This is a genomic window from Neobacillus sp. 204, from assembly GCF_046562815.1.
In the GTDB taxonomy this organism is placed as follows: domain Bacteria; phylum Bacillota; class Bacilli; order Bacillales; family Cytobacillaceae; genus Neobacillus.
Genome location: NZ_JBJORY010000024.1, coordinates 21868 through 45254, shown reverse-complemented (window position 1 = coordinate 45254; position 23387 = coordinate 21868). Strand labels below are relative to the sequence as shown.

Sequence of the window (23387 nt, the reverse complement as noted above, 5' to 3'; positions counted from 1 at the left end):
GGGATTAATTTCAGGTATGGTTAACTGCTTTTTCCATTAAACAAAACCCTTTAGATTCGAATTAAGCTTTTAGCGAAACAATCGATTGAATGATATTTGCAACCTTGTCACCTACTTCTGCAGTAGAAGCTGTTCCCTGCATATCAGGTGTCAAAACTTTTCCCTCTACCAGCAGTTCCTCAATCGCATTCAGCACGAGCTTTCCGTAATCTTCATACCCAAAAAAATCGAGCAGCTGGCTGGCAGACCAAATGGCCGCTAAAGGATTGGCCAGACCTTTCCCTGCAATATCCGGGGCGGATCCGTGAATTGGCTCAAACATCGATGGATAAGTTCTTTCCGGATTGATGTTCGCCCCTGCTGCAAGCCCAATACCGCCTGCTAAGGCTGCGCCCAAATCTGTTAAAATATCGCCAAACAAATTCGAAGTAACCACCACTTCAAATCTTTTTGGATCAGTAATCATCAGCATCGCTGCTGCATCTACGAGATAAGAAGCTGTGTTAACATCAGGGTACTCCCTGCTTACTTCTGCAAAGATTTGATCCCAGAAAACCATCGAATAGTTCAGAGCATTCCCTTTACTTATGCTGGTAAGTGATTTTCCTTCTTTTCTAGCTGTTTCAAATGCATAGCGGATGACGCGTTCCGTTCCTTTTCGGGAAAATACACCTGTTTGTAAAACCACTTCGTTTTGTTGGCCTTTAAATAACCAATCTCCCGCTCCCGCATATTCACCCTCACTATTTTCCCGGATAAACAGCATGTCCACATCTTCTCTGTTCACATTTTTCAACGGACAGTGAGCACCTTTTATTAATTTAATCGGACGAATATTAATATATTGATCAAAGCCTTTTCTAATTTTTAAAAGTAAATCCCACAATGAAATATGGTCAGGTACGCCTGGAAAACCGACAGCACCAAGAAAAATCGCATCGAAGTTTTTTAATTTTTCAATGCCATCTTCGTCCATCATAACGCCGTGCTTGCTGTAATACTCACAGCCCCATGGGAAATAGGTGTATTCAAAGTGGAGAGAGGAATCCAATTCTGCGATTTTATTTAATACTTTAATTCCCTCTCGAAGTACTTCAGGACCGATCCCGTCACCAGGAATCACAGCAATTTTATATTTGTTCATTACTTTTCGCCTCTGTTCCATACAACTAGTTTTAACTCTGTCATTTCTTCTACTGCATATTTTATCCCTTCACGGCCAGTTCCGCTCTCTTTTACACCACCGTATGGCATTTGATCAACACGGAATGTCGGAACATCATTAATCATCACTGCCCCTACTTCAAGCGCTTCACTCGCGAATAAGGCTTTATCGATATTTTTCGTATAAATACCGGCTTGCAAGCCATACCTTGAATTATTTACATATCCAATCGCTTCTTCTACTGAACTTACTTTATTGACAATCACGACAGGAGCGAATACCTCTTGGCAGGATACTTTTAACAATGGATCAACATTGACGATCACTGTCGGTTCTAAAATACCATCCGTTAATTTTCCCCCTGCAACAACAGCTGCTTCGTTTTGTTTTGCTTCTTCAATCCAGCCTATCGCACGTTCGGTTTCCTTTTTCGAGATCAAAGAAGAAATATACGTATCAGGTGATAACGGGTCACCAAGCTTTAATTGCTTCGCCGCTGCGGCAAACTTCTCAACAAATTGATCGTACACCTCTTCATGGGCGTAAATGCGTTGCAAGGAAATACATACTTGTCCTTGATTCGAAAAGGCACCTAAAATACAACGCTCAATTACTTGATCAATATTCGTATCCTTATCTAATATCACCGCAGCATTTGATCCAAGCTCTAGAGTAGTTTTCTTTAAACCAGCTTTATTTCGAATCCCAATCCCTACTGCCGGGCTTCCAGTAAATGTAATCATTTGTACACGATCATCTTTTATAATGGCCTCACCTACAACTGAACCAGATCCTGTCACCACATTTAAAACACCATCCGGCAGGCCAGCTTCTTTGAAAATCTCTGCAATAAATAAAGCAGATAACGGAGTTTGCGATGCTGGCTTTAGCACGATCGAATTACCCGATGCGATGGCCGGTCCTACCTTATGAGCAACTAGGTTCATAGGAAAGTTAAATGGCGTGATCGCCCCAATCACTCCGATTGGCTTACGGACGGTATAACCGATTCTTCCAACCCCGCCTGGTGCGGCGTCGAAGGGGATCGTTTCACCGTGGATTCTTTTTGCCTCTTCTGCTGCAAACTTATAGGTTTCGATTGTTCTCGAAACTTCACCTTTCGCAAAGGTAATCGGTTTGGCAGATTCTCGTGCAATGACTTCTGCAGCTAGGTCAGCTCTTTCTTTCAATAATTCTACCACTTTTTCTAAAATTGCAGACCGCTCAAATGCTGGCATTTTCGAAATCACCTGAAAGGCTTCCTGTGCTGCTCGAATAGCTTCTTTCGTCAGTTTTTCATCCGCCATGGCAATCTCTGCTATTACATCCCCTGTGTACGGAGAGTAAAGAGCTGTATAAGTTTCCGTCTCTACATCTCGACCATTAATAAATAAATGTTTTTTCTCTACCACACCCACATTTGTCATCGACCTAACGCCTCCAATACCATTTCGTGGAATTGAACAATTGCCTTTTCAGATTTTGAATAGACCCCTTTGTTAAAGGCTCTGGAACGGAATCCAATTTGCTCTAATTCTACTAACTCTACATCTTCTTGTCTTACTTGTTCGGCAAATGCTACTAAATCTTTTTCTTCTTGTGATAAATTCTCATCTCTAAAATAATAGGTGTAAACTCCTAATGTTGTTTCATGATCAATCGGAATCATTTCAATCGTTGCCATATTTCCTGGACCTGGATAAATCGTAACCATTAGGTTAGGCCATAACCAATAGAATTCTCCACCTTGCATCTCAGCTTCATTTAATTGAGTAGTGCCCATTGTTTTATTAGGTTTGACAACCGATCCTTGAACAGAATAATTTTCACAGGTAGCAATTTGATAATTTTTCATATCCAAAGTAGCGACAAAGCTAGGATGTGCCACATGGCAGTGATCACACTCTAAATAGTTATCAATGAATGCTTTCCAGTTCGACTTGATCACACGAGTTTTTTGATTGACTCTTTTCAGATCTCCTAAAAACGGAAATTTTCCTAATCGTTCAAAGAAATCTCCGTATGTTTCATTTAAGGACTTGCAATCATCATCAAGATTAACAAAAATTAATGATTCTAAAATTTCCATTTTGACAGGCCTTAAACAGCGGTCACTGACACATGAAGCATCCTCACCTGTAAAGTTAGGAGCTTTATTTAACGCTCCATTTAAATGGAATGTCCAGCCATGATAGCCGCATTGAAGAATTTTCTTTTGTCCTGATTCATTTTTCTCTAGTTTTGTCGCACGGTGCGGACAAACATTATAAAAAGCACGAATCACTTCGTCCATCCCACGAGTGACGATAATCGGTTCACCCGCTACATCTATAGTAAAAAATTGTCCTGGTTTTTCTAACTGACTCACATGACCGACAACTTGCCACGATTTCGCAAAAATATCCTTCACTTCTTGCTCATAAATCTTCGGATCTGTATATAAATCATAGGTTAATGTTCGTTCAAATGTTCGATTCGTTTTATTTTCCACTTCATTATAGGCCATTTCAATTTTCCCCCTAAATATACTTTAATAGTTTAATCACTGATTTCTATTTCCAGATAAGTTCAAAAGTGAATACTATCTCCCCCTTAAATATTGAGTCAAAAACAATTCACCTCATAAATTCCTAAATTCAACATGTAAATAGTGATAATTAAGCGTTTACAAAGTGCTGGATATTTTGTTTAATAAATTCAACGAGATTTCTCGTTTCCTTCTACCGACACTCACTATTAATTAATGCAATTATTGTGCCAAAATTAAAAATAATCTAATTCCTATTAAAATCGTTACTATCATTCGAAATTTGTTCAAATTTCGTTCAATAATTGAGTTGATTTCAACTCACGCGAATTAAAATCAACTCGAATTTGCAGGGAGGTAGTTTCGAATGGTTTCCGAAACACAAAGTCCGTTAGAAATCACAGTAGAAACATTAAAAAAAATACTCGATTATTCATCAGATGAAATTTTTGTCCTCGACGCAGAGCAGCGAGTCATTTACGTTAACAGCGTCTGTGAAAAACATTACGGGTTAAAACCTGAGGATGTCGTGGGTAAATATAACTCAGAACTATATGAAAAAGGGTATTGGAAACCCTCTATTGTCCCAATCGTGTTTAAAGAAAAAAAAACAGTCACCATCAAGATGACTACTTATCTTGGGGCAGAACTACTAACGACAGCCGTCCCAATTTTAAATGATAAAAATGAAATAGAATTTGTCGTTACTACCTCTCAAGAGCTGCAAAACTATAAAAGTATTAAAACAGAAAAAGAAGAAAAATTACCTTTGGATAGCTCTAATAGCTCTACTCCGATCACAAATTGTGAAAAGATGAAAAACATCTTAAAGGTTTGCGAAAAAATTGCCAAAGTCGATTCAACTATTTTAATCCAAGGAGAGTCGGGAACAGGAAAAGGTGTATTAGCTCAATACATCCATCAAATTAGTAAGCGCAGAGACAAAACGTTTTTAAAAATTAACTGTGCAGCCTTGCCTGGAGATTTACTTGAATCGGAGCTTTTTGGATATACGGAAGGGGCTTTTACGGGTGCAAGCAAATATGGAAAAAAGGGATTGCTTGAAATTGCCGACAAGGGCACATTATTCCTGGATGAAATTGGCGAAATGCCGTTATCGCTTCAGGCCAAGCTGCTGCAAGTCATTCAAGAAAAACAGTTTCTTCCAGTAGGCGGGCACGAATTGAAAAAAGTAGATGTCCGGATCATCGCGGCAACAAACCGTGATTTGGTAGAAATGGTGCAAAACAATCACTTTCGTGAAGATTTATTTTACCGCCTGAACATAATTGATATCGAGCTGCCTTCACTTAGGGAACGAAGGGAAGATATCATTCCACTAACCTATAATTTTTTATATAGATTTAATAAAAAATATGAAATGAATAAAATTATCTCTCAAGAATGCCTCGACTTATTTTACTGGTATTCATGGCCGGGGAACATCCGTCAGCTTGAAAATGTCATGGAGAGACTTGTCGTCACCAGCGATTCGATCATCCAGCAAGGCGATTTACCCGATTTAATCTTAAAGAATATGAAACCGTACACTCAACACATCCTCCCTTCTGAACTTGATCATGCAATTGAACATGTAAAGAAAACGCTGGTGATGCAGTCCTATAAAAAACATAAAAGTTCAAGGAAAGTTGCCAAGGATTTAAATATCAGCCAAACGAGGGCGGTAAAGCTGATTAGCCAGTATTGCGGGGAATTAGAGGAAAACTAAACGCGGCGGCCCTTTAATGGTTTTAGTCGTACTATTGAAGCGTCTATTATCCAAAAAGTCTTGATAAAGAATATGAACAACATAAAACCACCCCTATTTTTTTATAGGAAGTGGTTTTTTTGTTGAGCATAATGTTTAAGGAAAAATGGCCTCTTTCTAGGTGCATGAGAATTTTTCATATTCAGCAATTTTATCAATACGTCTTTGATGACGTCCGCTTCAGAAGGAATAAAATCAATTAACACTTCACCAATCGAAAAAAGCTTTCCCATTCTGTCACCTCGGGTAAGTCTAAAAAGTTTATATGATATCCCATTTAACAGCCTTTACTTTCGTTTGGCCACCACGAGCAAACACACGAATTCCATTACTATTTTCATCAGGAAAAATCCTTCCGGTGAATACTTCTTCCCCATTATTTACAAACACTTCAACAGAGGAGACATCAACAAAGATTTGAAACGAAATCTTTTCAGCGTCCAACATACATTTCCGAACGGTACCAAACTCCTCAGCAAAGGATTTGCCCGATTCAGTCCGATCAAATACAACCTTTTTCGCAACCGCATCATATTTAATTACGGTTTTCTCAATTTCTCCAACCCGAAGCTCCAAACCAAACTCCTCAGCCGTACTATCAGAGAATTCTGCAAGAAGCTCATACACGTATCCCTCGAAGTTATCCAAATTAACATTTTCATTCTCAACCGTTTGATTGGTTTCCACCTTTTCCCCACGAAGCAATACTAGCTCAGGCACTGGCTGCTGAATTAGCTTTCCGGCTTTAACCGATAGCTCCCGAGGGAGTGTTAAACAGTGTGCCCACCCATTTTTATCAGTAGGATAGTTAATTTCCGGTAATCCCATCCAGCCAACTAAAATCCGGCTCCCCCGATGATCTACCGTTGATTGCGGTGCGTAAAAATCAAACCCGCGATCCAACTCATGAAATGCGCCATGCTTTAATTCGATATTCTCTAAATCTAATGGACTTCCAATTACATACCCTGATTGATAAATATTTTGATAATGGTCACCTTCTGCGTTTAACCCTTGTGGGGAGAAAAGGAACACACCTTGCTCGTCCAGCTCAAAATAATCCGGACATTCCCACATATAACCGAAATCTTCACCTAATCCGGTCTTTACTTCACCCACAAACTGCCAATCTTTTAGATCGCTAGAGCGATATAAAACGACACATCCTGTCTCATTTTTCCTTTGAGCACCAATCACCGCGTAAAAGTGATCCCCATGTTGCCAAACCTTTGGATCGCGAAAATGATCGGTATAGCCACTTGGAATATCTGCAATCACCGGTGCATCCATTTTCACAATGCTTCCATCCAGACACATTACAGCCAAACATTGATACGGGTGTCGATTCCAATATTCATCGCGCGAGTTGCCCGTGTACATTAAATATAATTTCCCATCATGCTCAATTCCACTTCCGGAATACGCCCCATGACTATCAAATTCATTCGACGGCTCAATGCCCACTCCAACATTTTCCCAATGAACAAGGTCTTTAGACTTCGTATGATACCAATGCTTCAACCCATGAACCGGCCCAAGTGGAAACCATTGATAGAATAAATGATATTCCCCATTAAAATAACTAAAGCCATTCGGGTCATTTAACAATCCTGTCGGCGGCTGAATATGAAAAGTCTGCCGCCATGGGCATTGATTCACTAGTTTGGCTAACCCTTGAATTTCCTCTTCGGTCACGTCGTCCATGCTTCTGTATCGTTGCTCTATTGTCCATTCCATGCTGATTCACTCCTAATACAGAAAGGAGAATCACTGGATTCTCCTATTCATTCTTTGATTATGCTGCTTGACCAGATGATTGTTTAACTGCCTTTTTTTCGTCTCTTTTCGCTAAAACAATCGTGACGATAAAGGCTACAGCAAACGCGATGGCCATACCGATAACATAAGAAATAATTGTATCTGGGCGAATCGAGATGATTCCTGGTATACCAGCTGCCCCTAACGCAGTCGCTTTAACCTTGAACATCGTAACAAAGCCTGACCCGACAGCAGAACCAATAATGGCACCGATAAATGGATAGCGTAATTTCAAGTTAACCCCAAACATCGCTGGTTCCGTAATTCCTAATAAGGCAGAGATCCCAGCTGCTGAAGCGGTTCCTTTGATCTTGGCATTTTTCGTTGTCTTTAACACAGCAAGTGTCGCTGCTCCTTGCGCAATGTTTGACATCGCCGCAATAACGAAGATAAACGATCCACCCGTTTTCGTAACATCGGCAAGCAATTGCGTTTCTACCGCAATAAAGCTATGGTGCATACCTGTTATAACAATTGGTGCATAAAGTAAACCGAAGATGATTCCGCCAACGACACCCGTTGTGTCATATAACCAGACAATTCCATCTGTTAATAGATTACCAGCTGAGCGTGTCAGCGGTCCTACCAAAGTGAACGTTAAAACTCCGGTAATAAAGATAGAGAATAACGGTGTTAATAGATTGTCTAAAGCAGAGGGAACAACCTTCCGTAAAGACGTTTCGATTTTTGCTAGAATAAAAGACGCGGCAAGAACAGGAAGTACGGTTCCCTGATAGCCTACCTTTTCAATTTCTAAGCCAAAAATATTCCAAACCGGGACTTCATTTTTCAGTAACGCGGCACCGTAACCGTACCCATTTAATAAGTCCGGATGAACCATTAGCATTCCAAGTGTGGCCCCAAGGAAAGGATTCCCTCCAAACCGTTTCGTAGCTGAAAAGCCAATTAAAATCGGTAAAAAGACAAAGGCAGCATTTGCAAAGGTATTAATGAGTGCCGCTAAATCCGCCATTTCCGGATTAGCATCCACTAAGGATTTTCCTTCAATAAACAAGTCTGGAGCCGTTAGGATATTGTTAATCCCCATTAGTAAACCACCAGCTACGATCGCTGGGATAATCGGAATGAAAATGTCTGACAGCATTTTGACGAATCGCTGAATCGGGTTCAGTTTATTTGTCGCCACATCTTTCACATCACTCGTTGACATTTCCGTTTGACCAGACATCTCCGCCAAGTGCTTATAGACCTCGTTTACCGTTCCAGATCCTAAGATAATTTGAAACTGACCTCCCGTTGAAAAGGTCCCTTTCACGACATCCATGTTATCCAACGCTGCTTGATTAACGACTGATTCATCATGTAAAACTAGACGTAAGCGTGTGGCGCAATGCGCTGCTGCTGATACGTTTTCCTGACCACCAATGGCATTGAGAACTTCCCGTGCAATTTTTTTATGATCCATCTTAATCCCCCTCTAATCATCTGTATTTGGAACCGGTTCCATTATTGGGTAAAAAATAAAATTCATCGCAATGGAACCGGTTCCAAAATATACTAAAAAAATAATTGCTTAAAAGAGAAACCGAATTCGATTTGTTACCAAGTGAAAAGGTTCTCTTGATTGGAACCGGTTTCGTTGTTTTGATTATAGTGTATGATTAAATAGATTGTCAACGCTTTCTCGCTCAATAATCTCAAATTTAGAAATAGTTAATTTTTCCACAGGACGTTCATTGACTAACTCTACAATATGTTTTGCAGCCGTTTCCCCCGCTTCTTTGTAAAAAAACTTAGCCGTCGTTAAGCCAGGATGCATGATTTCTGTCACATCATATCCGCCAAAACCCGTTAATGCTAGATCTTTTGGAATCGTTAGCCCCTCTGAATATGCTGTCTTCAGAACCCCAAGGGCGATATTATCTGTCGCACAAACAATGATAGAAGGCTGAAATTCATGGATGATTTCTATTGCACTAGCTTGCGCAGCTGGAATCTTGAACAATGTCTCATAGAAGCGAACCTCACAATCCTCTACTTCTTGAATCGCCTTTTTAAAGCCCTGTTTTCGCTTCACCCCTACTGAAATATCCCGTTCCGTTACGCCTAGATATGCAATTTTCCGATATCCTTTTTCAAGGACATACCGCCCCATTTCATAACCAGCGTAAAAATCATCATGAATCAGACTATAAAAGTTCTCATGCTCTTGTCCTATTAACAGCACAGGAACTTTAACCGTTGCAAATGCCTCGATATGCTGATCCGTGATTTCGGTAGCAAGCAAAATAATTCCCGCCATCTTTTGATTGGCAAAGCTATAAATGCTTTCAATCTCTCGCTCAAGGTTTTGACTTGTATTGGAAATCAACATCTGATAATTCATTTGCTTTAATTGCTCATCAATACCAATTAACGTTTGCGAAGAAGCGTAGGAATCAAGCCTCGGGACAATCGTGCCAATAATATTCGTTTTCTTCGCTTTCAGGCTCTGCGCAAATGGATTCGGAGTATACCCTGTTTCCTTGATCGCTTGTTCAATTTTCTTCTTCGTCGCTTCTCCAACAGAGCCCCCATTTAAATACCGAGAAACCGTACTCTTCGCCACACCCGCAAGCTTGGCAATATCTAAAATTGTATTCATTATCCTCAACCTCATTGCATTTCAAATTCATATACTATTATAGTATCATGAAAAGTCATCCACTTAGTATTGCCTTCTTCTGTTCCTTACATAATTTAATTTTCAAAGTAGACTCCCATGCCGCGTTACGGCACCATCAAATGAAAGTTAACTCTCTCTCAAATTGAGCATTACCCACAAAGATAGTAAACAACATTTTCCCAAAGCTGATGAATTGGAGAAATAAAGAGCTGATTTACAAAATCTTAACGTTGGATTTATGTGGAATTAACATTGTCCAATTATGATTAATCTGTAACAAACAGTAATAAACATCAAAAATTCCACATTAAATGGAGGCACTTTTTATGAATTACACATTCAAGAAGAATTGTTACAAGTCTATTCAAGCTGTGATGTTAGGAGTGAGTGTACTAGGATTAGCTGCTTGTGGAGCTACTAAAGAGGAGGCTGCTCCAGTTGTTAAGGATCCAAGTTCGTTAACCCTGAAAGAAATTGAAACAAAGGCAAAAGAAGAGGGAACAATTAATAGTGTCGGTATGCCTGATTCATGGGCGAACTGGGGAGAAACGTGGAATGAAGTGATGAAAAAATATACATTGGAACACAATGATACAGATTTATCCAGTGCCGAAGAGATTGCCAAAATGGAATCTGAAGGAGAGAATGCAACAGCTGATATCGGCGATGTAGGGATTTCCTTTGGGCCAATCGCGGAACAAAAAGAATTAACGATTCCATACAAAACTTCCTATTGGGACGAGGTACCTGACTGGGCAAAAGATGACAACGGGGATTGGGTTGTTGGCTACCAAGGAACAATTGCATTCTTTACTAATAAAGAATTAGTAGATAACCCGCCAAAATCTTGGGATGACATATTAAAAGGAGATTATAAAGTAACAGTTGGAGATGTTCAGCGTGGTACACAGAACCAAATGGCCGTTCTTGCAGCCGCCATCGCTTACGGCGGTGATGAAACAAATCTCCAACCAGGAATTGACTATTTTGCTAAGCTTGCTAAGCAAGGCCGCCTTAGCTTAACTGATGCCAAGCCGGCTAACATCGAAAAAGGGGAAGTGGAAGTTGCCCTTGTTTGGGATTTCAATGCCCTTGGTTACGCTAATCAAATTAAACGTGATCAATTTGAAGTAACCATTCCTAGAGAAGGTTCAATCGTAAGCGGCTATGCAACTATTATTAACAAATTTGCAAAGCATCCTCATGCAGCGATGGCAACTAGAGAATATATCTTAAGCGATGAAGGACAAATTAACTTAGCTAAAGGGTTTGCCCGTCCAATTCGCGATGTAGAACTTCCGAAAGAAGTAGCTGAAAAAATGGTTCCAGAAGAACAGTACAAAAATGCAAAACCAATTGAAGATTACAAAGCTTGGGAAGAAACGGCTAAAAATTTACCGCAGCTTTGGCAAGAAGAGGTGTTAGTCCATGTCAAATAAAGTAATAGCAATTGTTGTTGATGGTATGAGATATGATAAAGCATGTGAGGCTCTAGGATTTATTCAACATCTAGTTGAGTCAAATCAGGCGGCACTATACAAAGTAAAGTCGGAACTCCCAAGTCTATCCCGCCCATTATATGAAGTGTTACTAACGGGTACACCGGCTTCAGTGAACGGAATTACGTCCAATCAAGCCGTTCGCTTATCTACCGAGAAAAGTCTATTTCATCTTACAAAAGAAAACGGCTTAAGGAACGGAACGGTATCGTATTACTGGGTAAGCGAACTTTATAATCGGGCGCCATTCCATTTTATTGAAGATCGTGAGCAGGAGGATGAGTCTAAGCCGATTCAATATGGAAAATTCTATTGGGACGATGACTATCCAGACAGTCATGTGTTAATGGACGCAGAAGCCTTGCGCAGAAAGTATGACCCACACTTTTTATATATCCATCCGCTCGGTGTAGATGTAAAAGGAGAAATTTTCGGTTCAGAATCGAAAGAATATCGTGAACAAATCTTAAAAATGGGAAGCTTGTTGGCACAACTTTTGCCAATTTGGATCAAAGAAGGTTACCACATTTTAATTACATCTGATCATGGAATGAGTGAATATGGCAACCATGGCGGCACAACTGATGGTGAGCGTGATGTACCGCTCTTTATCATTAGTCCAAAAGTTGAGCCTGGTGTCTACAGTGAAGTGGTTCCGCAATTAGCTTTTGCACCACTAGTTTGTGAACTTTTAAATATTGAGCCGTCCAATAAAATGATTTCATATCAATTGCCAGGTCTGAAAGGAAAAATTTCCATTTAGAAAAGATACCCTCTTCAACATTAGAATGAAGGTTGACTGGAATTGGTTTAACGAACGTACTGTTAAACCAATTCCCAAATTGTTAGTGAACATAGAGGAGCGAGAAGTCTTGCGAAAAATAAAAAAACAAAAAATTTACTTATTAGCTCTTTTACTGCCATTTGTTATGTTTGTGATTGGATTTGAACTGGGGCCATTAGTGGCAATGATTAAAAATAGTTTTTATGCAGACGATGGAATTCAAGTTACGATTGATCAATATACAACCATATTTAAAAGTAAATTTTACTTACAAGCCATTCAAAATAGCCTTGTCATTTCCTTATTTGCTGCTATAACTTCTGTGATTATAGCTGTCATTGCAGCTTATTCGTTTACAAAGTTCTCACAAAAAATACAAAATCGTTTACTGATGATTGCCAATATGACGTCGAACTTTGAGGGGATTCCTCTTTCATTTTCATATATTATTTTACTTGGAAACAATGGGTTGTTTACATTGCTTTTTTCTAAGATTGGTTGGGATGTGTTTGCAGATTTTAATTTATATTCATGGACAGGCCTCATTCTTGTTTATATTTATTTTCAAATTCCGCTTGCTGTTATGCTCATCTACCCGTCTTATCAAGGAATTAAGAAACAATGGAAAGAAGCCTCTTCATTATTAGGAGGGTCAACATTATCATTTTGGCTTCACATTGGGATTCCGGTTCTTTTACCTAGTATTGTAGGTACATTCAGTATTTTGTTTGCGAATGCGATGGGAGCTTACGCTACAGCCTATGCATTGGTCGGCAGCAACTATAATTTATTGTCATTGCAAATTGCCTCTCTAGTTTCTAGTGACGTTGCATTAAAGCCGCAGCTAGGCAGTGCGTTGGGAGTTCTTCTAGCAGCGACCATGATAGGGGCGATGTGGTTCAATGAACGAATGATGCGTCGCATTAGGAGGGATTTACGATGAAATCTTCATTGACTTTTCATAAAGTGATTGTGGGATTACTAGTTATGTATTTATTAATTCCGCTTGTAGGAACATTATTATTCTCTATTGCTGGTAAATGGGATCATACTATTTTACCTGAGAGTTATACAATGAAATGGTATATTGAATTGTTTCAAGATGAACGGTTTTATGATGCTTTTCGACGAACGCTGTTTTTAATTGTCATGTCTGTAGGTCTTAGTGTTGTTATTATGCTTCCGACTATTTTTATCATCACAGTATATTTCAGTAAATGGGAAGGATTACTTCAAGCAGCAGCTATGCTTCCTTATGGAATTCCTCCCATTGTTGGAGCTGTTGGATTAATCAAGATATATTCAGATGGACCGATTCAAATTACCGGAACACCTTGGATTTTAATTGGTGCATATTTCATAACCATTCTACCATTTATGTATCAAGGTATTCGTAACAGTCTTCGTACGCTTAATGCTGTACAGCTTGTTGATGCAGCTGAATTATTAGGTGCTACAAAATTCCAGGCGTTTCGCACAGTGGTGTTTCCAAATATTATATCTGGTATTTTAGTGTCTACCTTATTATCAGTCGCTCTTTTATTTAGTGAGTTTGCTTTTGCCAATTTGCTTGTTGGGGGCCGATTTGAAACCCTTCAAATTTATCTCGCCGACAAACTAAACAGCAGTGGTCACTTAACAAGTGCAATTGTTATTACTTATTATTCAATGATTTTACTTTTAACGGGAACTGTATTAAAACTGACGTTTAGAAATGAAAAAAATCCTGTCGTGTCTAATAAGAAGCGAATCCTTTCCTTTTTAAAAAAACAATACCGTCATAAAAATACTGCTTTAGAAGGTGAAAACCAATGAACTATGTAACCATCGATCAAGTGACTAAGGGGTATGAAAATCAAGTCGTTTTAAATAACATTTCTATAACATTAAAAAAAGGAGAATTTGCTACACTTCTTGGGCAAAGCGGATGCGGAAAAAGTACATTATTACGTTCCATTGCGGGGCTTGAAGGTGTTGATGCAGGAACAATCTTAATTGACGGAAAAGATATTACTAATTTATCACCACGTCAGCGTGAAGTCGGTATGGTATTTCAGTCTTATGCGCTTTTCCCAAATATGAGCGTTTTTGATAATATCGCGTACGGCCTTAAAATGAAGAAGGTAAAAAATGTTAAATCAAGAGTAAAAAAGATGATTGAGATGGTTGATTTAATAGGAAAAGAAGAGTCTTATCCTCATCAATTATCTGGTGGACAACAGCAGAGGGTTGCTCTTGCCCGTGCGCTTGTCATGGAGCCGAAAGTACTGCTTTTGGACGAGCCGTTAAGCGCTTTGGATGCTAAAATTAGAAAAAGTTTGCAAAAAGAATTAAAGAGAATACAGAAAGAATTAGATATTACAACTATTTTTGTTACGCATGATCAGGAAGAAGCAATGACGCTGTCTGATCGAATTTTTGTCATGAATAAAGGACAAGTTGTACAATCCGGTTCTCCATCAGAAATTTATACTTCTCCAGTTAATACATTTGTTGCAAAATTTATCGGAAATTATAATGTTTGTAATATGGAAGTGTTCCGTAAACTTGTTCGCAGCACAGAATTAAAAGGGAATGAAATCGCCATTCGTCCTGAAGTTTTACAATTAGTTTCTGTTGGTGAGGATAGCTTGGATTTACAGGAGAACTGGGACATTAAAGGGTTTATTAAAGATGTTTCCATGATAGGGAATGTTTTAAGATATGAAGTAGAAACAGAGGAGTCCGCTTTCCATGTAGACTATCTTCACCACCGAGGAAAAATGTTTGAGCAAGGAGCACGCGTTCATATACTTGTACCGAAGAAAGAATGCATTATTTTATAAATTATTAATGATCGCGGGGGAAGAAATATGTCTGTTTTGCCAGAAGAAAGAAGGAACGAAATTTTAAAAGAACTTAACAAATCGGGAAAAGTAAAAGTTATGGAATTAGTTGATCAATTTAATGTTTCAGTGGAATCGATTCGACGCGATTTGATGATATTAGAGGAAAAAGGACTTTTAAAGAGGGTTTACGGTGGAGCGATTAAAACAGTCTTTGAATTTGAGGAACCTCCATTCACACAGCGTACAACGGTGAATCAAGAAGCGAAAGTTAAGGTTGGGAAAAAAGCAGTAGAACTCATTTCTAACGGAGATGTGATTGTCATTGATGTAGGGACAACCACGCTTGAATTTGCGCAGTGTATTGAAAATAAAAAAGACATTACGATTTTAACCAATTCTCTTCCTGTGTCGTCTGTGTTGACCGAATCGCTCAATCAAAATAAGTTTACAGGACAAATTCTATTACTAGGTGGTCAAATTGATCCAAAGCAGCAATCTATATGCGGCGGTCTCACTGAACAAATGTTAAATCAATTTAATATTGATAAAGCGTTCATTTCAGCTGGTGGTGTTTCTATTCAAAGTGGGGTTAGTAACTATCATTTACATGAAACATTAGTTTCACGCAAAATGGTCGAGGTATCAAAGCAAGTTATCATGCTTACGGATTACTCCAAAATGGGTGTCGATACATTTTGTAAAGTTTGTCCTCTAGAAAAAGTCGATGTGATTGTCTGCGAGCAACCATTTCCAGAGGAATGGAGAAATCATTCAAAATTAGAGGAACTCAATTGGATTCAAGCATAGTCAATCCATTAAAGGACATATCGAGACTGAAGAGGGAGTTCTCTCTCTTTTTTGATTAGATTTTTATTGATAGCAGGTAAAAAAGCTAGAAAGAAAATTTAATAGATAGAATGAGAAAAGGAGCTATATAGCATGAGTTTCATTGCGATAGATTTAGACGGAACATTATTAAACGACCAGAATGAAATTAGTGAAGAAAATATAAAGGCGATTCAATATGCCCAAGATAGAGGCTTTGAAGTAGTTATTTCAACAGGACGGGCTTATTTTGACGTTCAAACAATTTGTGAAAAAGCCGGGATTTCCCCATTTGTAATCGGGACAAATGGCGCAACCATACATTCAAAAAGCGGAAAGTGCATTTCTTCTATTACGATATCTAAAGATCGTGTCGAATCTATTCTCCAATGGTTAGATGAACGGGATTATTATTACGAAGTGTTTACTGATAAAGCCATTTATACCCTTAAAAAGGGAAGAGAACATTTCCATAATGAGATTAAAAGTTTGAAAAGCGCAGATTTGAATAAAGATATGAAAGAATTAGTTGAAGTAGCGGAAAGGCAATTTGACCAGTTTGGATATGTTTTAGTTGAAAACTATTATGATATCTTAAAACAGGAGGAAGAATTCTATAACATTTTAGCATGTTCTTTTGATAAAAAGAAATTAGAGGAAGCATGGAACCAATTCAAAAAGTGTGATGAGTTGATGATTGTTTCATCTGCTGATCATAACATTGAAATGACTAGTAAAAGAGCTTCAAAAGGGATGGCCCTTGAAAAATTGGTTTTCTCGATGAATGGCTCCTTAGATCAGGCTATGGCAATCGGGGACAGCAACAATGATTTATCCATGTTCCAGAAAGTTGGATACAGCGTAGCGATGGGAAATGCGAAAGATGTCATAAAAGCTGTTTGTACAACGACAACCCTTAAAAATGATGAGAATGGGGTAGCTTATGCGATTTATCGATATATGGAGAACTTCGTGGTTCAATAATAAATGTCAATGACGAAGGAGAGAGCGATAAAATGGCATGGATCTATATCATAATAGCAGGACTTTTGGAAATTGTCTGGGTGATCGGTCTAAAATATTCAGGGTTATAAGCCTGAAACGTGCAGATGGGTTTAAAAAATTGCTCCCCTCTGTAGCGTGTCTTTTTTTGGGAGTTTAAGCTTTTATTTTGTTTCTTTGTCATTAACTTCTCTTCCAGTGGGGACTGCCTATGCAATATGGACCGGTATCGGCTCTATTGGAAGTGTTAGCAGGAATGAACTTCTTTAATGAACCTAGAAGTTTAAGATTAGCCCTATTGATTATGTGTATTATTGCAGGGGCTGCAGGTATTAAAATGACTTTTGGACATTAAGATCAGGGTTTTAAATGGCAATAAGTAGATACAGTAAAAAAGGTACGATTCCTATGGAGGAGAAGAGAGATGAAAACTATTCGAGATTGGATAAAAGAATATCCTTTAATAAACGAGTTAGTTGCTACAAAGGAAGTGTTTTGGTCAAATCCTAAATATGAACCGTTTCAAACTGATGTTAAAAAACTTCCACTTAATGAAAAAGATGTAAAAGATGCCGAGGAAAGGTTAAAGCGTTTTGCTCCTTACATTGCTAAAGTTTTTCCTGAAACAAGAAAACTAAACGGAATCATTGAATCTCCTATTGTACCCATCCCGGCGATGCATCAACAGTTATCACACATGTATGAGCATCCATTAGGAGGGAGATTTTTGTTAAAATGTGACAGCCACCTTCCCATTTCAGGCTCCATTAAAGCACGAGGCGGCATTTACGAAGTGTTGAAACACGCAGAAACGTTGGCTCTTAACCATGGTTTATTAACGGTAAATGATGATTATTCGATCCTTGATAGTGAAAAATTCAGAAACTTCTTTTCACAATACTCAATTGCAGTAGGGTCTACAGGCAACCTAGGGTTAAGTATAGGTATCATGAGTGCTAAATTAGGTTTTAAAATAACGGTCCATATGTCTGCTGATGCAAAGAAGTGGAAAAAAGATCTTCTTAAAAGCAAAGGAGTAACGGTTATCGAATATAAGGAAGATTACAGCAAAGCCGTCAAAGAGGGCCGAAAGCAGGCGCATTGCGAACCGAATTGTTACTTCATTGATGACGAAAACTCTCGTGATTTATTTTTAGGCTATGCAGTGGCAGCAATTCGACAAAAAAAACAATTAGAGGATTTAAATGTAACTGTAGATGAAAACCATCCACTATTTGTTTACCTTCCATGCGGAGTAGGCGGTGGGCCGGGAGGAGTGGCTTTTGGTTTAAAACTAATGTATCAACATCGAGTACATTGCTTCTTTGCAGAGCCTACACATTCTCCATCTATGTTACTTGGACTAGTAACAGGTCTGCATGATAAAGTTTCTGTACAAGATTTTGGAATTGACAACATCACATCAGCAGACGGCCTTGCTGTCGGAAGGCCATCAGGTTTCGTTGGTCAAACCATCGAGCCTTTATTAAGCGGAAGTTATACGGTAAGTGATAATGAATTATTTAAACTATTAAGCGCATTGGTCGATACAGAAAACATTCACCTGGAGCCTTCCGCATTAGCCGGTGTAATAGGGCCGATAAAGTTATGGACTGAGAAAGAAGGAAATGAATACATACAAAATCATAACTTAACAGACAAAATGAAAAATGCTACACATCTCATGTGGGCTACCGGTGGAAGTATGGTTCCTAAAGAAACGCTGAACGAATATTATAAAAAAGGAGTAACGTTATCACTTTAAATGTTTTAGTTCAGATTTGAATTGTATCCCTAAACAAGGGAAGTTAAGTGACTAAAGATATTAAGCAGATTAAAGATAACTACTTCAGTATTGATCCGGAGTTTTTCTTTATGATTTCCAATAAACAGATGTTGTGTAAAGAAGCGCATAACTATACGAAATTTCCTCAACGTTTGCTACTTGGTTCTCAATGCAATAATCAACAAATTTTCCTAAAAGGATTTCATAATTTTTGATATTCGTTTTGGTCGTATTCTTGAAACGTCTGTCATCCAAAAAGTCTTGGGACGCAAATTTTAAAAACACAAAAAACCACTTCCTAATTTTATAGGAAGTGGTTTTCGCTATTGATATAAATTATTTACATGACTAGTTCTCAGAAAGGGTGAAAAATAGCTTTCACTACTTCACAGATGGTTGGCTTAATAGCCTTACATCATGCCGCCCATATAGTTTCAAACTGTAATATATTTAACCATAGTAGAAACAAACCACGTAAAATCAACGTTCTGCAATTACTGCGTGTAACATCTTTAACCTGAATTTAATGCTATTTATTATATTTCGTTAGCAAAATGTTAGCATGTTGTTAGCAGAAAATGATATGTAATTGACTTGATGACTCTAATAACAAAAGCGATGCAAATTCTATATGCATCGCATAGATAAACCAACCCAAACAATATTAAATTTTTAAAATTTACATCTTCTTACTATAAAAAAAAACCACCATTTCGGTGGTTTTTAATTTATTTCCTATGAATATGTGGCTTTTCAGAAATATATTAATGCTTTACTGTTATCATTTTAGATGTTGTTGTAACCTTAAAGCCATCTAATGAAGTAACATCTGCAGAAATATAGTAGGTACCATCTGGAACATTCGATCCAGGTGTGTAGTTCATACGTAAAGTATGTTCATTATTTATATCTTTCGTTTCAATGATATTTCCATTTGCATCTTTCAAATAGAATTTCCAGTCAACTCGGTTATTCGCATAACCCATTATTTTGGCTGGATTATTTTCATTAACATTTGTTCCAGAAACATTGAAGTAGGTTAATAACATACTCTGTTTAAGGTAAGATGGGTCTCCCCATAAATTATAGCTTAAATTTCCTGCATAATCGTAAGCCTCTACAACGATGCTCTTTGGCTCATTTGGTACGATAATCGATTTTGTGCCTGGTTTTGGTGTATAATATTGGCCGTTTACAAAAACAACTGCATCAAGATAGCCACTACCATTCTCACTGTCAGTTGCATTCCATGTAACTTCATATTTTCCATCTTTCGGTGTGTATTGAACATCTGAAATTTTCATTAGAGTTGAATCTACATTTACTGGAAGCTTCACATATTGTGGCTTAGCAGTGCTAGAATCCATCGTTGTCTTGATAACATAATAGTAAGTACCGTCTGGAACAATTTCACCTTTTTCGTTTCTCTCATTCCATGTATACTGGGGAGCTTGATATTCATCAAACTTATAGAAATAATTTCCGGATGACATGATATTTTTTCTGAATTGAAATGGTGAACCGTCCGGTGTGAATTCACTCCAGTTGCCTAAGCGTTTAACTCTTTGTCCTTTTTCATCCTCAATATACATTTCAGTTTCATTTAGATTACGTAAAACTGTAAATGAGGAGAAAACACCTGGTGCATACGAATTTGGTGAAATTGCCGCATGTTCTAATTCAAATTTCTTTGTTGCTACATTATACCCTAATGGAGTGTCACTCATATCATCCCAAAGCGCGGTATAAGGTAAAAATGCATTATCACTCCAAGCAGCTGGGTCCAGATTATTTTGTTCAGTCCAATCTCCTAAAAAGCCCATATAAGGAACTGATAATGGTACAGCTTGATCTTTATTAGCCCCAGTTGGAACAAGACGAACAAATCCTTCTAAAAATTCTTTATCTTTAATATTTGACGGAAGACTTATTTTAACCTCAATCTCTTTCATTTGTCCTGATTTAACTTTTACAATCGCACCATTTGTATCAGTAACAGATTGATTATTTACAATGATATCTGCGCCTTCTAAACGCTTACTCTTTAATTTTAAATATTCATGTGATTCGTCTACTATTCCATCTTTGTTATTATCAAATGATTTGTTCTCTGTATCATCGGTTAACACATCTACAAAAACAGAATATTCTAAATCATTTTCATTACTACCTTTATTAGCTTCTAATGATTCTAAACTCAAATTAAACGTCACAAAATTTTTATTATTAATTTCCTTTAAAGCTACTGCACCAGCTTGCTCAAGTGGTACATTCGTTCTTCTAATGATTGCAGGAGTTTTAATTGCATTTGCGATTTGCATTAAACCAGAGCCTTGTCTACGTGGAGAATAAGGTATTGTATAGTCTGTAGACGGATCCATTGCTACTGTTGATGTATTCATTAAAGCAAGTTTAGCTTTTAATGCTGTATCTTCAGAATGGACATGACCTTTATTATAAAGAGATTGTAGTACTAATGCAGAGCCCCCTGCTACATGTGGAGTTGCCATTGATGTACCACTAAAAACGCCATAGTTGTTACCTGGTAAAGTAGAATAAATACTACCACCTGGGGCTGAAATTTCAGGTTTAAAATCTAATGTGGATGGAGTACCATAAGATGAGAAAAATGACATCTTATTCTTACTTCCATTGTCAACATAAACACCGGTAGAAATTTGCATACTTACATTTTGTTTACTTAGTTTTGTAATTAAAGCATCTCCTACCTCTTTACTTGTTGTAAAAGATGTTAGATAGTACGGTGAGAAGTCTAATGCAGGATAATCTGGCACTTTTGAAGCTGGTACCTGTAGTAATGCTACTGCTTTTCTATTTTGAGCTTCTCGTTGGAAAGTTACATTTCCACCGTAGCCATATTCATTTTTTGGTTTCATAACTACGATTTTACCTGTAACATCTCCTACTTTAGCATAGTCAGCTGCTGTACCTTCACCTACATAAACTAAATCATAATTCTTTCCTGGGGTTAATACATCTGAAAGCTTTTTACCAGCTTGATCTTTAAATGGAAGTCTATCTCCATCTGTAGATTCTAAGGAATTCATATGAATTTTCGAATTTTCATATGATGCTACGGATAAAGCAAATGGGCTAACCCCTGGTGATCCTACTGTTCCAATATCAAGGTTATCAGCGTAAGGCTGTAATGCTCTAAGTAGTTTACTATTTTTTGTACTATAAGCGGAATTTCCTCCTGCAACGACTACTAATGTTCCCTGTTCAGTAGCTTGTCGAATCGCTTTCTGAATTGGATCGTCATCTTCTCCAACGGGTCCTGCATCGCTACCTAAACTCATATTGATAACATCTGCACCCATTGTTACAGCGTGCTCGATTCCTGCAATAATGTCATCCTCCATAGCGCCTCCGCCTTGATCAGAAAACACTTTTTCTGCCAAAAGCTGAACACCTGGTGCAATACCTTTTACACCATCATTTGTTTCATCCCCATTTGCTCCAACTGTACCTGCAACATGCGTACCATGAGGACTTCCATAAGTACCACGAGGAATGACATCGGTATCATTGTCCGCCCAATCATAGCCAGTAGGTACTTTATCGCTGTACCATATTTCCTTCACATCAGTTTCATCAAATTTGCTTTGAATTTTATCTTTTGCCCATCTTTCTTGTTGCTTACCTTTATCAGTTATCGTCATATCTTTATGTAACCAATCAATACCTGAATCGACCACCCCAACTACTAGCCCTTCTCCTTGATATCCGTATGATTCCCAAACTTTTTGGGCTTGTACTAATTCTTTACTTGCTCCCATCGAAGGCTGGAATTCTCTAGCAATATGAACATTCGTTACACCTTTTATAGATTTAATATCTTCTAGATTCTTATATTCTGTTTCACTACTAAATCCGTTAAAACCTTCAAAGAAGCGATGTTTAACACTCAAATCAAGATTTTTAGATTTTTTTAGGTTATTAATAACTTTTTCTTGATTAGCCTTAAATTCATTTTCTTTCGTTTGTTTAGACATTGATGATACTCCAACAGGACTTTCAACTTCTACAATTACTCTTACTTTATCATTTGGTTTGAACTGATTAATTTCTTGATTGTTCGCACCATATAAATCAGAATCACTATTAACATTTTCCTCTACTACATTTTGTTCTTGTTCATTTAATGAACTTTTAAATAAATCTGCTCTACTATGAAGTGACGTACGATCATTCGAATTATCATTTGAGCTAAACCCAATATTTGTACTTTCTGCAAAAACATTTGATGATAATATCAATGCTGAAAGACCTACAGTTGTGAGTACTTTGTATGGAATAACCATTCTTTTTTTCAAATTGTTTCCCTCTTCCAATTTATTACATATGCAGATGTTAATAAAGTACGAAATGATTCTAAAAAGATTAGCCTTCATTTCCTTGCGTGTGTCTCTATTAAAAATTACTTATGCATCTACGATTATAAAAAATATTCAGTTTATTGTAAATTGGGGGAATTTTAAAATAATTATTTATCGATCAACGCATATTTCTTATCAGTTGTTATGAAGTAAATTGTCTTTATTTGAAGAATATTGTAGAATTTTCATTTATTCGCTCGAAAATGTTCTTATATTTTGTTATAATTTCTATTTTTTTGACATTGCAATTAGCCTTTAAATTGGGCAGATATTTTAAAAATCAATTAAATAAAGCTACATAGGTTTTCTCACGCCGTTTTATTCTTCTATAGAAATTCAGCATTTGCCGTATTTGTTCA

The 23387-nt window shown here is 37.7% G+C and carries 19 protein-coding genes; 11 read left to right on the top strand and 8 right to left on the bottom strand.

Annotated features, from left to right (window positions below; genetic code table 11):
• Window positions 1–61 precede the first annotated feature (61 nt).
• Genes ACJ004_RS28445 through ACJ004_RS28435 form a run of 3 tightly spaced genes read right to left on the bottom strand, consistent with a single transcriptional unit; the run spans window position 62 to window position 3671 of the window.
• A complete protein-coding gene (locus tag ACJ004_RS28445; protein WP_410896449.1) occupies window positions 62–1144 on the bottom strand; it encodes a tartrate dehydrogenase in 1083 nt (360 codons plus the stop codon).
• Window positions 1144–2592: an aldehyde dehydrogenase family protein gene (locus tag ACJ004_RS28440; protein ID WP_410896448.1), complete on the bottom strand. Its 1449-nt coding sequence runs from the start codon at window positions 2590–2592 to the stop codon at window positions 1144–1146. Before ACJ004_RS28440 ends, ACJ004_RS28445 begins: the two co-directional genes overlap by 1 nt.
• Complete coding sequence (locus ACJ004_RS28435; protein WP_410896447.1) at window positions 2589–3671, bottom strand: aromatic ring-hydroxylating oxygenase subunit alpha; 1083 nt, start codon at window positions 3669–3671, stop codon at window positions 2589–2591. Before ACJ004_RS28435 ends, ACJ004_RS28440 begins: the two co-directional genes overlap by 4 nt.
• Window positions 3672–4059: 388 nt before the next feature.
• Here ACJ004_RS28435 and ACJ004_RS28430 point away from each other — a divergent pair, with 388 nt between their 5' ends.
• Complete coding sequence (locus ACJ004_RS28430) at window positions 4060–5421, top strand: sigma-54 interaction domain-containing protein (protein WP_410896446.1); 1362 nt, start codon at window positions 4060–4062, stop codon at window positions 5419–5421.
• Window positions 5422–5721: 300 nt separating this feature from the next.
• On the opposite strand, the gene ACJ004_RS28425 is transcribed toward ACJ004_RS28430, so the two are convergent.
• The 3 genes from ACJ004_RS28425 to ACJ004_RS28415 all read right to left on the bottom strand — a co-directional run bounded on the left by ACJ004_RS28425 (window position 5722) and on the right by ACJ004_RS28415 (window position 9883).
• The gene (locus ACJ004_RS28425) at window positions 5722–7197 is read right to left on the bottom strand and encodes a glycoside hydrolase family 32 protein (RefSeq protein WP_410896445.1); all 1476 of its coding nucleotides are present in this window, start codon (window positions 7195–7197) and stop codon (window positions 5722–5724) included.
• 58 nt (window positions 7198–7255) lie between these two features.
• Entirely contained in the window at window positions 7256–8704 is a 1449-nt protein-coding gene (locus ACJ004_RS28420; protein ID WP_410896444.1) for a sucrose-specific PTS transporter subunit IIBC, read from the bottom strand.
• A 183-nt stretch (window positions 8705–8887) separates the two neighbouring features.
• The gene (locus tag ACJ004_RS28415; protein WP_410896443.1) at window positions 8888–9883 is read right to left on the bottom strand and encodes a LacI family DNA-binding transcriptional regulator; all 996 of its coding nucleotides are present in this window, start codon (window positions 9881–9883) and stop codon (window positions 8888–8890) included.
• Window positions 9884–10230: 347 nt separating this feature from the next.
• Between ACJ004_RS28415 and ACJ004_RS28410 the strand changes: the two genes are divergently transcribed.
• From ACJ004_RS28410 to dsdA, 10 genes are all read left to right on the top strand, one after another.
• Window positions 10231–11343 carry an ABC transporter substrate-binding protein gene (locus ACJ004_RS28410; RefSeq protein WP_410896442.1) on the top strand — a complete coding sequence of 371 codons (1113 nt, stop codon included), beginning with the start codon at window positions 10231–10233 and terminating at the stop codon, window positions 11341–11343.
• Window positions 11333–12166 carry an alkaline phosphatase family protein gene (locus ACJ004_RS28405; RefSeq protein WP_410896441.1) on the top strand — a complete coding sequence of 278 codons (834 nt, stop codon included), beginning with the start codon at window positions 11333–11335 and terminating at the stop codon, window positions 12164–12166. Before ACJ004_RS28410 ends, ACJ004_RS28405 begins: the two co-directional genes overlap by 11 nt.
• Window positions 12167–12191: 25 nt before the next feature.
• On the top strand, window positions 12192–13130 hold the full coding sequence (locus tag ACJ004_RS28400; RefSeq protein ID WP_410896440.1) for an ABC transporter permease: 939 nt from the start codon (window positions 12192–12194) through the stop codon (window positions 13128–13130).
• Window positions 13127–14002 carry an ABC transporter permease gene (locus ACJ004_RS28395; RefSeq protein ID WP_410896439.1) on the top strand — a complete coding sequence of 292 codons (876 nt, stop codon included), beginning with the start codon at window positions 13127–13129 and terminating at the stop codon, window positions 14000–14002. Before ACJ004_RS28400 ends, ACJ004_RS28395 begins: the two co-directional genes overlap by 4 nt.
• Window positions 13999–15012, top strand: a complete 1014-nt coding sequence (locus ACJ004_RS28390) for an ABC transporter ATP-binding protein (RefSeq protein ID WP_410896438.1) — start codon at window positions 13999–14001, stop codon at window positions 15010–15012. Before ACJ004_RS28395 ends, ACJ004_RS28390 begins: the two co-directional genes overlap by 4 nt.
• Window positions 15013–15039: 27 nt before the next feature.
• A complete protein-coding gene (locus tag ACJ004_RS28385; protein ID WP_410896437.1) occupies window positions 15040–15822 on the top strand; it encodes a DeoR/GlpR family DNA-binding transcription regulator in 783 nt (260 codons plus the stop codon).
• 132 nt (window positions 15823–15954) lie between these two features.
• Window positions 15955–16824 (top strand): HAD family hydrolase, encoded by an 870-nt coding sequence (locus ACJ004_RS28380; RefSeq protein WP_410896436.1) that lies wholly within the window; start codon window positions 15955–15957, stop codon window positions 16822–16824.
• A 156-nt stretch (window positions 16825–16980) separates the two neighbouring features.
• The gene (locus ACJ004_RS28375) at window positions 16981–17112 is read left to right on the top strand and encodes an SMR family transporter (RefSeq protein ID WP_410896435.1); all 132 of its coding nucleotides are present in this window, start codon (window positions 16981–16983) and stop codon (window positions 17110–17112) included.
• Window positions 17054–17197, top strand: coding sequence for a hypothetical protein (locus tag ACJ004_RS28370; RefSeq protein ID WP_410896455.1), 144 nt, complete (start codon window positions 17054–17056; stop codon window positions 17195–17197). The genes ACJ004_RS28375 and ACJ004_RS28370 overlap by 59 nt, the downstream gene beginning before the upstream one ends.
• 69 nt (window positions 17198–17266) lie before the next feature.
• Window positions 17267–18607: a D-serine ammonia-lyase gene (gene dsdA / locus ACJ004_RS28365; RefSeq protein WP_410896434.1), complete on the top strand. Its 1341-nt coding sequence runs from the start codon at window positions 17267–17269 to the stop codon at window positions 18605–18607.
• 108 nt (window positions 18608–18715) lie between these two features.
• Here the strand turns inward: dsdA and ACJ004_RS28360 are convergent, their stop codons facing one another.
• On the bottom strand, window positions 18716–18913 hold the full coding sequence (locus ACJ004_RS28360) for a hypothetical protein (protein WP_410896433.1): 198 nt from the start codon (window positions 18911–18913) through the stop codon (window positions 18716–18718).
• A gap of 479 nt (window positions 18914–19392) precedes the next feature.
• On the bottom strand, window positions 19393–22965 hold the full coding sequence (locus ACJ004_RS28355) for a S8 family serine peptidase (RefSeq protein WP_410896432.1): 3573 nt from the start codon (window positions 22963–22965) through the stop codon (window positions 19393–19395).
• Window positions 22966–23387 lie beyond the last annotated feature (422 nt).